The sequence below is a fragment of the Rhizomicrobium palustre genome (assembly GCF_011761565.1).
Classification (GTDB): Bacteria; Pseudomonadota; Alphaproteobacteria; order Micropepsales; family Micropepsaceae; genus Rhizomicrobium; species Rhizomicrobium palustre.
In genome coordinates this window covers 339,551-352,262 of the sequence record NZ_JAASRM010000001.1, presented here as the reverse complement: position 1 = coordinate 352,262, position 12,712 = coordinate 339,551, and the positions used below count along the sequence as shown (strand labels likewise).

12 protein-coding genes are annotated in these 12,712 nt (G+C 61.7%); 9 read left to right on the top strand and 3 right to left on the bottom strand.

Features of this window, described 5'->3' with window-relative positions; translation table 11 throughout:
- Nucleotides 1-2: 2 nt before the first annotated feature.
- From FHS83_RS01470 to FHS83_RS01430, 9 genes are all read left to right on the top strand, one after another.
- Nucleotides 3-1,541: a Ppx/GppA family phosphatase gene (locus FHS83_RS01470; protein WP_167080147.1), complete on the top strand. Its 1,539-nt coding sequence runs from the start codon at nt 3-5 to the stop codon at nt 1,539-1,541.
- 147 nt (nt 1,542-1,688) lie between these two features.
- Entirely contained in the window at nt 1,689-1,889 is a 201-nt protein-coding gene (locus tag FHS83_RS01465; RefSeq protein WP_167080145.1) for a twin-arginine translocase TatA/TatE family subunit, read from the top strand.
- A 29-nt stretch (nt 1,890-1,918) separates the two neighbouring features.
- Entirely contained in the window at nt 1,919-2,389 is a 471-nt protein-coding gene (tatB, locus tag FHS83_RS01460; RefSeq protein WP_167080143.1) for a Sec-independent protein translocase protein TatB, read from the top strand.
- Nucleotides 2,386-3,195 carry a twin-arginine translocase subunit TatC gene (tatC, locus tag FHS83_RS01455; protein WP_167080141.1) on the top strand — a complete coding sequence of 270 codons (810 nt, stop codon included), beginning with the start codon at nt 2,386-2,388 and terminating at the stop codon, nt 3,193-3,195. The genes tatB and tatC overlap by 4 nt, the downstream gene beginning before the upstream one ends.
- Nucleotides 3,196-3,463: 268 nt before the next feature.
- The gene (locus FHS83_RS01450) at nt 3,464-4,888 is read left to right on the top strand and encodes a methyl-accepting chemotaxis protein (protein ID WP_167080139.1); all 1,425 of its coding nucleotides are present in this window, start codon (nt 3,464-3,466) and stop codon (nt 4,886-4,888) included.
- A gap of 257 nt (nt 4,889-5,145) precedes the next feature.
- Nucleotides 5,146-6,522 (top strand): serine--tRNA ligase, encoded by a 1,377-nt coding sequence (gene serS / locus FHS83_RS01445; protein ID WP_167080138.1) that lies wholly within the window; start codon nt 5,146-5,148, stop codon nt 6,520-6,522.
- Between the two features lie 100 nt (nt 6,523-6,622).
- Nucleotides 6,623-7,474 (top strand): 5'/3'-nucleotidase SurE, encoded by an 852-nt coding sequence (gene surE / locus FHS83_RS01440; protein WP_167085187.1) that lies wholly within the window; start codon nt 6,623-6,625, stop codon nt 7,472-7,474.
- Nucleotides 7,475-7,478: 4 nt separating this feature from the next.
- Nucleotides 7,479-8,159 carry a protein-L-isoaspartate(D-aspartate) O-methyltransferase gene (locus FHS83_RS01435; protein WP_167080136.1) on the top strand — a complete coding sequence of 227 codons (681 nt, stop codon included), beginning with the start codon at nt 7,479-7,481 and terminating at the stop codon, nt 8,157-8,159.
- 72 nt (nt 8,160-8,231) lie between these two features.
- The gene (locus tag FHS83_RS01430; RefSeq protein WP_208414177.1) at nt 8,232-8,852 is read left to right on the top strand and encodes a murein hydrolase activator EnvC family protein; all 621 of its coding nucleotides are present in this window, start codon (nt 8,232-8,234) and stop codon (nt 8,850-8,852) included.
- Between the two features lie 183 nt (nt 8,853-9,035).
- Here the strand turns inward: FHS83_RS01430 and FHS83_RS01425 are convergent, their stop codons facing one another.
- From FHS83_RS01425 to FHS83_RS01415, 3 genes are all read right to left on the bottom strand, one after another.
- Nucleotides 9,036-10,205 carry an MFS transporter gene (locus FHS83_RS01425; RefSeq protein ID WP_167080132.1) on the bottom strand — a complete coding sequence of 390 codons (1,170 nt, stop codon included), beginning with the start codon at nt 10,203-10,205 and terminating at the stop codon, nt 9,036-9,038.
- A gap of 223 nt (nt 10,206-10,428) precedes the next feature.
- Nucleotides 10,429-11,571, bottom strand: coding sequence for an MFS transporter (locus FHS83_RS01420; RefSeq protein WP_167080131.1), 1,143 nt, complete (start codon nt 11,569-11,571; stop codon nt 10,429-10,431).
- A 257-nt stretch (nt 11,572-11,828) separates the two neighbouring features.
- Nucleotides 11,829-12,683 carry an ATP-binding protein gene (locus tag FHS83_RS01415; RefSeq protein ID WP_167080129.1) on the bottom strand — a complete coding sequence of 285 codons (855 nt, stop codon included), beginning with the start codon at nt 12,681-12,683 and terminating at the stop codon, nt 11,829-11,831.
- Between the last annotated feature and the right edge of the window lie 29 nt (nt 12,684-12,712).

The following is a 12,712-nucleotide window of genomic DNA, read 5'->3' as shown; positions in this document are numbered from 1 at the left end:
ATATGATGGCTCCGTCTATCCTGCCCGTGGACATTGGCGACGAGTTTTCGGCGCGCGCGGAAAGCCTCGGCAAAGAGCGTATCGGCATTGTCGATATCGGCTCCAACTCCGTGCGTTTTGTGGTTTTCGACGCGCTCGCCCGTTCCGCTCATACCGTGCACAACGAAAAGATCATCTGTTCCATCGGGCGCGATCTCGGCGCCACCGGTATGCTCTACAAAGAGGGCGTGGATCAGGCCCTCGAAGCCTTGCGCCGCTATCGCCTTTTGGCCGAACGGCTGGGCGTGAAAGTGCGCGAGGCGGTGGCGACGGCGGCGGCACGCGATGCCTCCAATGGCGCTGATTTCGTTCGCCGCGCCGAAAGCGCCTGGGGTGGCACGGTGCGCGTGCTCTCCGGCACCGAGGAAGCAAAGCTCGCAGGCGAGGGCGTCATTGCCGCCATTCCTGATGCCGATGGCCTTACTGCCGATCTTGGCGGCGGCAGCCTCGATATGGTGGTGGTGAAAAACGGCCAGACGGGCGAGGCGGTGTCGATGCCTTTCGGCCCCTTGCGGCTGATCGATCTTTCCAAGGGCGATCTTGATAAGACGCGCCAGCTTGTCGATTACGAACTCTCCAAATGGCTGCCGTTGCGCAGCCTCGACAACAAGACGCTCTATCTCGTCGGCGGCATTTGGCGCAGCGTGGCACGCGTGGACATGCTGCGCGAGGAGTACCCCTTACAAATCCTGCAAAGCTATACCATCCCCTATAACCGGGCGGTGGAGCTGGCGAGCGTGCTCGCCAAGCAGGGCAAGAAATCGCTCGAGAATCTCGCCGCCGTTTCCAAGCGCCGTATGGAGCTTCTGCCCTATGGCGCCATTGTCTTGCAGCGCTTGCTGCTCGCGGCCAAGTTCAAGGATGTGGTGGTCTCGGCCAATGGCGTGCGCGAAGGCCTCGTCTATTCGCGCCTGCCCGCCGAAGAACGCGGCAAGGATCCGTTGATCGATTACGCTACCATCGAGAATGCGCGCGCCAGCCGCTCGCCGCTCCATGCGATGGAGATGTTCAACTGGGCGACGCCGCTTTTCGCCGACGAAAACGCCTATTACCGCCGGTTGCGCCTTGCCGCCTCGCTGCTCTCCGATTTGGGCTGGCGGCGCCACCCCGATTTCCGCACCCGCGGCACCTATTCCGAAGTGCTGCACATGCCCTTTGGCGGGGTCGATCATAAGGCGCGCTGCTTCATCGCGGCCTGCGTCTATCACCGCTATGCCGGGGATGACGAAATGCCTGAGGATCTGCGCCTGACCGGCATGCTGGACAAGGCGGAGGAAAAGCGCGTGCTGAGGATCGGGCTCGCGGCAAGGCTGGCCTTCGACCTTTCCGCCTCTTCGGCGGGGGAACTCGGCCATTACCGCCTCAGGTTGACGCCCTCCAAAGTGATCCTGGAGATTCCCAAGCGTCGCGGTGCGATCGCCGATGATGCCGTTGGTAAGCGGCTGGGCGCCTTGGGCGGGGCGTTCGACCGCAATGCCGAAATCCAGGTTTTGAGCGGTTAACGCGGGCGTGACCGCAGAAGCGGGGCTCCCCCGCTTGCATCCGCTGAAAAAGCGCTCTTTAACAAGGGGCTTCCGTCCCTTTCCGGTTCCCGGAAATGCTCTTTGATGGGCGGCGGACACTGGCGACGGACAATAAGGAGAAGAAACATGGGCGGATTGAGCATTTGGCACCTTTTGCTGGTGGCCGTGGTCGTCCTGGTGCTGTTCGGCGGCAAGGGTAAGCTCTCTGACATCATGGGCGATTTCGCCAAAGGCATTAAGAGCTTCAAGAAGGGTCTCTCGGAAGAAGACGAGGCCAAGGCCAAAGCCGCGCAGCAGGTCGAAACCAAGGACCCCTCTTCGCACTGAAGAGGGCCCTCATCACGCGCTGATCCTGCATGTTCCCCGATCTCAGTTGGAGCCATATGCTCCTGGTCCTGATCGTCGCCCTCGTTGTCGTGGGCCCCAAGGACCTGCCTAAACTGATGCGGAAAATCGGCCAATGGACCTCGAAAGCCCGAGGCATGGCCGATCAGTTCCGCCGCAGCTTCGATGAAATGGCCCGCCAAAGCGAGCTTGATGAGCTGCGCAAGGAGCTGGACGAGCTGCGCAATCAGCGCCCCTTGGCCGGGATCGATCAGGCCATGTCCAAGGCCCTCAACGATCCCATCGTCAGCCTGGACGATAAGCCTGCAGCCCCTGCCGATGCGGCCGCGCCAGTCCCCGCTCCAGAGCCCGCTGCGGTCGAAGGGCAGGTTTTGGCCCCCGTCGCTGCAGAGCCGGTGATCGATCACAGCGAGCCCGCGCCCCAAGCTATGGCGCCCGCCGAACCCCTCAAGCAGGGTGATCTGCACCCGCCAGCCCCATGACCCAGATTTCCGATAAAGACGAAGCCGAGATTGAGGCCTCCAAGGCCCCGCTGCTGGAACATCTGATCGAGCTGCGCAAGCGTATCGTCTATTCGCTTCTGGCGTTGCTGGGCGGCTTCGTCATCTGCTTTACCTTCGCCGACCCGATCTACAACTTCCTCACCGCACCGCTCGCCCATGCCATGGCGGGTCAGCCGGGGCGGCATCTGATCTATACCCAGGTCTATGAGAAGTTCTTCACCAACGCCAAGGTGGGTCTTTTCGCTGGCCTGTGCCTGGCTTTCCCGGTGATCGCCGCTCAGGTCTGGATGTTTGTGGCGCCCGGCCTTTACCGCCATGAGAGGAAGGCCTTTCTGCCCTTCCTTCTCGCCAGCCCCGCGCTGTTTATCGCCGGTGCAGCTTTCGTCTATTACGTGATGCTGCCTTACGCGCTGAAGTTCTTCCTCGGTTTCGAGACCAAGGGCGGCAAGGATGCGCTTCCCATCGAGATGATGGCTAAGGTCAGCGATTATTTTGATTTCGTCACTTCGCTGATTTTTGCCTTCGGCCTGACCTTCCAGCTGCCGGTGGCGCTGGCGCTGCTCGGCCGCGTCGGCATCGTGTCGTCTGCCATGCTGCGCTCCTCGCGCCGCTACGCCATTGTCGGCATCACCGCGCTTGCCGCCATCTTTACCCCGCCCGACATCTTCTCGATGATCAGCCTCATCGTGCCGCTGGTGATCCTCTACGAAGTCTCGATCTGGATCGTCCGCGGCATCGAAAAGAAGCGCGACCAGGAATACGCCGAGCGCGAAGCGGAAGAATAGGCACGCCGTCTGCAGCGCCGCTTCTGAGTTGCGACCCAAGGCACACCCATGTGTTGAGCGTATTAACTGCGCCTACTCAGGGGTTGCAGCTGAGCATATTTGCGAGAAACACCTAGCCGTTTGGTCGGGTTTTCAGTCTATATTTATAGGAATTGTAAATTCCAAAAGCGCACAAACTCTCCTTATCGGTGTGCCCTAAGGCAGGTATCTGCCCAGCGGTGTCAGCACCCATAACAATAAATGGCGCCGCCGCGCCCCGGGAGAGAGCATGTTTTTTAAGCGGCAGCAAAACACAGCGCAGAATGTTCTCGATGCGCTCGATAATTCCCTGGCCGTCATCGAGTTCACGCCTGAAGGAACCATCCTTCGCGCCAACGCCAATTTCTGCAATGCGCTGGGCTACGCTTCGTCGGAAATCGTCGGACAGCATCATCGCATGTTTGTCGAGCCCGCCTATGCCCAAAGCGATGAATATCGCGCTTTCTGGGAAAAGCTGCGGCGGGGCGAATTCGATGCGCAGCAGTATTTACGCATCGGCAAAGGCGGGCGGCGGGTCTGGATTCAGGCGACCTATAATCCGGTGCGCGGGAATGATGGCCGCATCGAAAAAGTCGTGAAAGTCGCGACCGATATCACCGCGCGTGTCAATGCCGTGAATGCCGTGGGCGATGCTTTGGCCGCGATGGCCGAAGGCACTCTCGATCAGCGCATCAACGACACCTTCCCGGGCGACCTCGAGAAAATCCGCACCGATTTCAACAAAGCTGCGGAATCGCTGCAACAAGCGCTCGGCAGCGTGGCTGCGAGCTCGCACAGCATTGCCAATGCGGCGGATGAAATCGGCACCGCCTCCGATGATTTGTCCCGCCGCACCGAACAGCAGGCGGCCAGCCTTGAGGAAACCGCTGCCGCCCTCGAGGAAATCACTGCGACGGTCAAGAAGACGGCCGCCAACGCCAAGGAAGCCTCGCAGAGCGTAGCTGGCGCAAAAAATGCCGCGGAGAATGGCGGCAGTATCGTCGAAACCGCGATCAAGGCGATGGATGCCATTGCCGCCTCGTCCAAGCAGATCACCGACATTATCGGGGTGATCGACGAGATCGCGTTCCAGACCAATCTTCTGGCGCTCAACGCCGGTGTGGAAGCGGCCCGCGCGGGTGATGCAGGCAAGGGCTTCGCGGTTGTGGCCTCTGAAGTGCGAGGGCTGGCACAGCGTTCCTCAGAAGCGGCCAAGGAAATCAAGGCGCTGATCAACACCTCGAGCGAGCACGTTTCCAGCGGCGTGAAATTCGTCGGCGAGACCGGCTCGGCCTTGAAGCGCATCATCGAGCAAGTGCTGCAGATCAATACGCTGGTGAATGAAATGGCGTCTGCCGCCGAACAGCAATCCACCGGGATCGAAGAAGTCAACGCCGCCGTGGCGCAGATGGATCAGGTCACCCAGCAGAATGCCGCGATGGTCGAGCAGTCGACCGCCGCCGCGCGCAACATGGCGGGCGAGACCAAAGTGCTCACCGACTTGGTCGGCTTCTTCTCCGTCGGTGAGATTTCGCGTCCCGTACGGGCGAGCCGTCCAGCCCCTGCGGCGGTGAGGCCGAGACGGCCCGCCGCGCGACCGGTGGCCAAAGCGGTTGCAGCCGGGGGCGGGCGATCCTTGCCGGTCTCCAGCGGTGAGGATTGGGCGGAGTTCTGAAGCTCGCCGAAGAATACGCCGAGCGGCAAGCGGAAGAGGGGTAATCTTCTTTTACCTCCCCCTTGCGGGGAGGTCGAAATTTGCCGTCGCAAATTTCGGGTGGGGGTAAGCGGTTGAGGTAAGCCCCCCACCCGGAGAATTTCCGCTTCGCTCCAATTCCCCGACCTCCTGGCCAGGGGGAGGTAAAAGGGGTTGGGGCGGTTAAATCTTGGATTTGGCCCCCGTCCGTGCCATTACCTCCCCGCCGGGAGACTCTCATGCACGACATCAAACTGATCCGCGACAACCGCGACCTCTTCGTGGCCGCTTTGGCCCGCCGTCCGGCCTATGCCGAAGAGGCAGCCAAATCCGCCGCCGAAATCCTCGAGCTCGACACAAAATGGCGCGAGGCCAAGACCTCCTTCGAACAGCACCGGGCCCGCCAGAACGAGGCCTCGCGTGCCATCGGCCAGGCCAAGGCCAAAAAGGACGAGGCGGGCGCCAAGGCGCTGCTGGATGAGGTCGCGAGCCTGAAAGCCGCCATCCAGGCCGATCAAGAGCATGAGCGCCAATATGACGAGCAGCTTCGGGCCAAGCTCGCCGTGCTGCCGAACCTTCCCGCCGCCGATGTGCCCTCGGGCGCCAGCGAGAACGACAATGTGGAAGTTGCCGCCCGCCGTTATGGCTCGGCCACCCGCCTGCCGTTCAAGGCCAAAGAGCATTTCGAGCTTGGCGAAGCGCTCGGCATGATGGATTTCGAACGCGCGGGCAAAGTCTCCGGCGCGCGTTTTGTGTATCTGAAGGCCGGTCTGGCGCGGCTCGAACGCGCGCTCGGCATGTTCATGCTCGATGTGCAGACCTCCAATGGGTACACCGAAGTAACGACGCCGCTGCTGGTGCGCGAACACGCGATGTATGGCACCAGCCAGCTGCCGAAATTCAAGGAAGACCTTTTTGTTGCCGCCAGCGGTTCGGCTGTGACGACCGTGAAGACCACGATCGCGCAGGCCCAGGCCGGTGAGACGGTGGACGAGAATATGGAAGCGCCGTTCTTCCTCATCCCTACTGCCGAAGTGCCGCTTACCAATCTGGTGCGCGAGGATATTCTGGAAGAGGGCGCGCTGCCGATGCGCGTCACCGCCTGGACGCCATGCTTCCGCGCTGAAGCAGGGGCCGCTGGCCGCGACACGCGCGGCATGATCCGCCAGCATCAATTCTCCAAGGTGGAGCTGGTTTCGATCACCACGCCGGAACAATCCGAAGCCGAGCATGAGCGCATGACCGATTGCGCCCAGGATATCTTGAAGCGCCTGGAGCTGCCCCATCGCGTCGTCACGCTTTGCACCGGCGACATGGGCTTCTCGGCGCAAAAGACCTATGACATCGAAGTCTGGCTGCCGGGGCAGGATCGCTATCGCGAGATTTCCTCCTGCTCCAATTGCGGTGAGTTCCAGGCTCGCCGCATGAATGCGCGCTATCGCCCCAAGGATGGCAAAGGCACGCGCTTCCTGCACACGCTGAACGGGTCCGGCCTCGCGGTCGGGCGCACGCTGATCGCGGTGATGGAGAACTATCAGGAAGCCGATGGCTCCATTCGCGTGCCTGACGCGTTGCTGCCCTATATGGGCGGGGTTACGAAGATTTCCAAACCCTAACCGTCATGGCTGGGCTTGACCCGGCCATCCACTGGATGGCCGCCTCGGTGGGCGGCCATGACGAAGAGGGGGCATGACGGAGAGTGGTGGTAGCGTGGTAATGAGCGAGAAGAAGCTTCGTATCCTGGTCATCAATGACGATGGCATCCGGGCCAAGGGTATCGAAATCCTGGAACAGATCGCCCGTTCGCTCTCCGACGATGTCTGGGTGGTGGCGCCTGACAGCGAACAATCCGGCGCTTCGCATTCCTTGACCCTGACCGTGCCGCTGCGCCTGCGCCAGATCGATGAGCGCCACTTCGCCGTCACGGGCACGCCCACCGATTGCGTGATGATGGCCGCCGCCCATCTTCTGAAAGACAATCCCCCGACCCTGGTGCTTTCGGGCGTCAATCGCGGCATCAACGCCGCCGATGACGTGACCTATTCGGGCACCATTGCGGGCGCCATGGAAGGCTGTGCGCTCGGCATTCCCTCCATCGCTTTGAGCCAGACCTATAACCATCAGGACCGGCGCGACATCCATTGGGAAACCGCGGCTGCGCATGGCGCGACGGTGGTGAAAAAGCTGCTCGAAAACGGCTGGCCCAAAGACGTGCTGATGAATGTGAACTTCCCCGATTGTCCGCCGGAAGAAGTCTCGGGCATCGAGGTCGTCGCGCAAGGCGTGCGCGAATGGCAGGAAGTGGTGATCGAGCGCCGCATCGACATGCGCGACAATCCCTATTTCTGGATTGGTTTTCGCCGCGAGCGCATCGTCGCCAAGCCCGGCACGGATCTGGGTGCCTTGGCGGTGAAGAAAATCTCCGTCACGCCGCTGCAGATGAATCTCACCGATTGGAAGGTGATGCAGGGGCTGAAGCACGGTGTCGATACCGATTTCGGCGCGCCCGCGGTGCCGACCGAGGACACCACCGGTGCCTTGATCCCCGCCAAGGAACGCACCCCCTGACGCCATGACGGACCCACGCCTCATCGCTCTGGTCATGGCGCTGCGCAAGCAGGGGATCACCGATGCGCGCGTGCTCTCGGCTGTTGAGGTAACGCCCCGCGAAGTCTTTGTCGGCGAGGCTTTCGAACATGCCGCTTACGACAATTCTGCTCTGCCGATCGCCTGCGGCCAGACCATCAGCCAGCCCTATGTGGTGGCGATGTCGACCCTGGCGCTGGAGCTTTCCCCCACCCACCGCGTGCTCGAGATCGGCACCGGCTCCGGCTATCAGGCAGCGGTTTTGGCCCGGCTGTGCCGCCGGGTCTATTCGGTGGAGCGCCATCGCGCCCTGCATCTGGAGGCCGAGCGGCGCTTCAAGGCGCTGAAAATCGAGAATATCGCCACCAAGCTGGGGGACGGCTTTAAGGGCTGGCCGGAACAGGCACCCTTCGACCGCATTTTGTTGACAGCGGCGGTCCCGGAAGTTCCCGCCGCGCTGGTGGAACAGCTTAAGCTTGGCGGTATTCTGGTCGCCCCGATAGGCGAACAACCGTATAGTCGTCCAGGCGATGTCCCCTCCGGTGGCTTGGAAAGCAATTATCAACTATTAACGAAGATGATCCGAACTGAGACAGGTCTGAAGAAAGAGGCGCTGATCCCTGTGCTGTTCGTCCCCATGTTACCGGGCGTTCCCCAGGAACAGTGAGATCCCATGAAGGTTCGGACAAGAAAGTTTGAGCCCCGGCGGTTAACCTTAGCGGTCGCTTTGGTGCTGCCGATGGTTGCGACCGGCTGCTCTACGCCCAAGCCGGAGCTTGATTGGGACGTCCATAGCGGCCCGGTCAAGGCGCGCGTCGCCGTGAAGCCGAAACCCCGTCCGCAGCAATATGCCTATGCGGAACCCAAGCGCTGTCCGTGCGATGTGACGCCGGTGCCGCAGAGCCGTCCGGCTTGGTATCAGCAGCAGCGCCCGTCCAATCCGCCGGCCCAGGCCGATGCGAATTTCCTCTGGCCCGTGAAGGGCAGGGTGATCACCGATTTCGGCTCCCGCCAAGGCGGCGAGCGCAATGATGGCATCAATATCGAAGCCGCCGCAGGCACGCCGATCTATGCGGCGGGCGATGGCACCGTCAGCTATTCCGGCAATGAGCTGCGCAACTACGGCAATCTGATGCTGGTGCGCCATGACAATGGATATGTCACGGCTTACGCCCATGCCGACTACTTTGTCGTGAACAAGGGCGATCGCGTGACCCGGGGCCAGATGATCGGCATCGTTGGCCAGACCGGTGACGTTTCGCGTCCGCAGCTTCATTTCGAACTGCGCAAAGGCAGCCGCGGCGAGACGCCGGTCAATCCGCTGCCCTATCTCTCACCCACGCGGGTAGCGACGCGGTAATCTGATGTAACCCTCCCCTTGAGGGAGGGTCGAAAAATGCGGGAGCATTTTTCGGGGAGGGGTATGTCGTGGCGCTATCAATGCGGCACGCCGTTCCCTCCGCGACAGACCCCTCCCCGAAATTCACATCGCTGCGCGCTGTAAATTTCGACCCTCCCTCAAGGGGAGGGTTGAGTTCGTGCCTTAATGCGTCGGCGCAGGGGCTGCAGCTTCAGACGTGGAGCTCACCTTCACCCTGAGTGACAGCAGCGCTGCAATCGTCGCCGCCACGGCGATCACGCCGATACCCGCGCGCATGCCGTGATGGGCGGCGACCGCACCGATCAGCGGCGGGCCGGAGAGGAAGCCGCCGAAGCCAGCGGTGGAAACCGCCGCGATGCCAGCCGCAGGCGAAGAGGCGCGCTGCGCCGCCAGCGAGAAGATGCACGGCACGACATTCGAGAAACCAACACCCACCAATGCGAAACCGAAGATCACCGCGGCAAAGCTCGGGAGCATGGTGGCGATGAGAAGACCGCTGGCAGCGAGCGCCGAGCCAAGGCCAATCACCAGGCTGCGCCCGAAGTGGTGCACAATCTGATCGCCGGTAAAGCGGCCCAAGACCATGGTGGCAGAGAAGGCAGCATAACCCGCAGCCGCCTTGGCCGGGCTCTCGCCCAGGCTGGTGAGATAGATGCCGCTCCAATCGGCCATGGCGCCTTCGCTGAGATAGGAAAGGGTCAGGATCGCGGCGAGGCCGAGAATGCTTTTTTCCGGCAGGCGGAAGATCGGCTGGCCTTCATGCTTTTCAGTGTCGCCAGGGCCGAGCAGTCCCGCAACGGATGCCACGATCATCAGCACCGTGAAGGCGCCCGGCAGCATCAGGAATTGCGTCGGCATATGCAGGGTGAGCAGCAGGGCGCCAAAACCGGTGCCCAGAAGCCCGCCCAGGCTGAACCCGGCATGGAAAGAGGACATGATCGGCTTGCCGAAATCGCGTTCGAGCTTGGAGGCATGCGCATTCATCGACACGCCCATCAAGCAGCCCGCCGCGCCGAGCAGCGCACAGGCGGCGATGAGAAAGCCCAGATGCGGCGCCATGAAGGGCAGGGTGAGTGCGCCTGCGAATCCGAAACCCGCCAGCCGCATCGCCCGGCCCGTGCCGCCGACCTTCTGGGTCAGATGGCTCGCGGGCTGCATCGCGATCAAGCCGCCAATCGACATGGCGAGAAGGGCGATGGAAAGTTCCCCAGCGGAAAGAGACAGCAGGGTCTTGAGCGGAGCAAGCCCGGTCGCCCAGATGCCAAAGCCGAAGCCATTGGCCAGGAACATTGCGAAGGTAGCCCAACGGGCAGTGGTGAGAGTCTTGGTCATTTCTCGAACGGTTCTAAGGCTGAGACAAATATAGGGGCTTTGACAGCGCTGTCAATATAGAATGCTGCAGTTGCGAAATCGTGAATGCACCGCAACATTTTGAAATTCTCATCTATTAATCGTCATGGCCGGGCCTGACCCGGCCATCCATGGCAAAGCGAGGGAAGTTCTGGATGGCCGGCTCGGAGGCCGGCCATGACGATAAAGAAAGAAGGGGCCCAGGCTAGGCCTTCGCTTCCCCCTTCAGCCTTGTCGCTGCCAGCGCGGCCAGGGTTGCGGCGACGGCGATGACCCCAATTCCGGCCTGCATGCCATGGCGGGCGGCGACGGCGCCGATCAACGGCGGCCCGCTGAGGAACCCGCCCGCGCCTGCGGAGGAGACTTCCGCGATTCCGGCCGCGGGCGAGGAGGCGCGCGCAGCGGCTGCCGAGAAAACGCAAGGCACCACATTGGAAAGCCCGGCCCCGACCAAAGCAAAACCGCCGACAATCACCCAAAACACCGGAAAAGCGGTCGCTAGCACCAATCCGACCGCTGCAAAGGCCGCCCCCGCACTGATCACCAATGTTCGTCCTAGCCGCCGCACGATGAGATCGCCGACCAGCCGCCCCATCACCATGGTGGCGGAGAAGGCGGCATAGCCCGCCGCTGCCCGGGCCGGGGTCTCGCCCAGGCTGGTGAGATAAATCCCGCTCCAATCGGCCATCGCGCCTTCGCTCAGAAAGCAGAGGCTGAGGATCACGGCCAAAAGCGCAATGCTCTTTTCGGGCAGGCGGAAAATCGGCCCGCTCTCATGCTTGGTGGTATCGCCAGGGCCAAGATAGGGCACCGCCACCAGGCTCAGTGCCGCCACCACCAGCGAGGCAGGAACGGTCAGAAGATGCGTCGGCACATGCAGCATCAGCATCAGCGCGCCAAAGCCGGTACCCAACAGCCCGCCTAAACTGAACCCGGCATGGAAGCTCGACATGATCGCCGCGCCCCACTCGATTTCCACCCGCGAGGCGTGGGCGTTCATCGCCACATCCATCAAACAGATCGTCGCCCCGAAAAAGGCGCAGGTGACCATGAGAAGCGGCAGGTTGGGCGGCAGCACCAGCACCGCCAAGGCGAGCACCCAGGCAAAGCTCATCACGTAGGTGGCGCGTCCCGTTCCGCCGAGCTTTTGGATGAGATGGCTGGCCGGCTGCAGCGCCGCGATGCCGCCAATGGTGGTGGAGAGCAGGGCAAGGCTAAGCTGGGCGGAAGAAAGCCCAAGCTCCGCCTTTAAGGGGGCTATGGCCGTGGTCCAGGCGCCAAAGCCGAAGCCATTCACCAGATACATGACAAAGGTCGACCAGCGGGCGGCAATCAGGGGGCGGGGCATAGCAGAGATAGCTCTCTTCTAACCCTCCCCTTGAGGGAGGGTAATTTTCTTTGACTCTAGCAAGAATGGAAAGCGCTGTCGTCTCACGCTTCTGTCACAGCCCCCTTGCGCGGAAGCGTGGCAATACCCACGTCTATTTGGTGTTCTTTGACCGGGTAGAGAACTCTTGACCGCCTTCGGGTGAGACGGTATTTTTTGTTTAAAAAACAAAATGTTACGCGAAAATCGCGGGATTTGTTTTCAAGTTTTTGTTTCGCTCATACCAGCTTCTGCCCCAGCTCGCCCGCCAAATCCTGGGTGAACTGCCAAGCGACGCGCCCCGAGCGGGCCCCACGTGCCATTGACCAGGCGAGCGCCTTCTTGTGCAGCTCCTCTTTGGAAAGCTTTAGGCTGAAATGGGCGGCATAGCCTTCCACCATGGCGAGGTATTCATCCTGGCCGCAATTGTGAAAACCGAGCCAGAGCCCGAACCGGTCCGAAAGCGAAATTTTCTCTTCCACCGCTTCGGAGGGGCTGATGGCGGTGGAGCGCTCGTTCTCCACCATCTCGCGCGCCAGAAGGTGGCGCCGGTTGGAGGTGGCGTAGAAAAGCACGTTTTCCGGCCGGCCCTCGATGCCGCCTTCCAGCGCCGCTTTCAGGGACTTGTAGCTGGTATCGTCCTTGTCGAAGGAGAGATCATCGCAAAAGAGCAGGAATTGGCGTTTTTCGTTGCGCAAACGGCGCAGAAGCAAGGGCAGTGTGGCGATGTCCTCGCGATGGATTTCGATCAGCACCAGCCGCGCGGAAGCCTTGCGCCCCTCATTCACAGCACCGTGAATGGCTTTGACCAGGGAGGATTTGCCCATGCCGCGCGCGCCCCACAACAGGGCGTTATTGGCGGGCAGCCCATCGGCAAACCTGCGCGTGTTCTCGATCAGCGTATCACGCGCCGAATCGATGCCTTTGAGAAGCGGCAGCGGCAAACGGGCGATATGATGAACCGGATGGAGTTTTCCGGGATTCGCCTCCCACACGAAAGCATCCGCCGGGGTGCCCGAGGAGGCTTTGGATTTGCGCTGTGATTTGGGCGCGGCGTTGCGCCGCCGGGCTGGGGACTTGGATTTTGGGGCCATGGCTCTCACCTAAATCTTATACCGTCATG

Coding starts and splice junctions, on each gene's coding strand:
- surE (WP_167085187.1), top strand. CDS start 6,623: ATGAGCGAGAAGAAGCTTCGTATCCTGGTCATCAATGACGATGGCATC.
- FHS83_RS01450 (WP_167080139.1), top strand. CDS start 3,464: ATGTTTTTTAAGCGGCAGCAAAACACAGCGCAGAATGTTCTCGATGCG.
- FHS83_RS01420 (WP_167080131.1), bottom strand. CDS start 11,571: ATGCCCCGCCCCCTGATTGCCGCCCGCTGGTCGACCTTTGTCATGTAT.
- tatB (WP_167080143.1), top strand. CDS start 1,919: ATGTTCCCCGATCTCAGTTGGAGCCATATGCTCCTGGTCCTGATCGTC.
- tatC (WP_167080141.1), top strand. CDS start 2,386: ATGACCCAGATTTCCGATAAAGACGAAGCCGAGATTGAGGCCTCCAAG.
- FHS83_RS01435 (WP_167080136.1), top strand. CDS start 7,479: ATGACGGACCCACGCCTCATCGCTCTGGTCATGGCGCTGCGCAAGCAG.
- FHS83_RS01425 (WP_167080132.1), bottom strand. CDS start 10,205: ATGACCAAGACTCTCACCACTGCCCGTTGGGCTACCTTCGCAATGTTC.
- FHS83_RS01430 (WP_208414177.1), top strand. CDS start 8,232: ATGGTTGCGACCGGCTGCTCTACGCCCAAGCCGGAGCTTGATTGGGAC.
- FHS83_RS01470 (WP_167080147.1), top strand. CDS start 3: ATGATGGCTCCGTCTATCCTGCCCGTGGACATTGGCGACGAGTTTTCG.
- FHS83_RS01465 (WP_167080145.1), top strand. CDS start 1,689: ATGGGCGGATTGAGCATTTGGCACCTTTTGCTGGTGGCCGTGGTCGTC.
- serS (WP_167080138.1), top strand. CDS start 5,146: ATGCACGACATCAAACTGATCCGCGACAACCGCGACCTCTTCGTGGCC.
- FHS83_RS01415 (WP_167080129.1), bottom strand. CDS start 12,683: ATGGCCCCAAAATCCAAGTCCCCAGCCCGGCGGCGCAACGCCGCGCCC.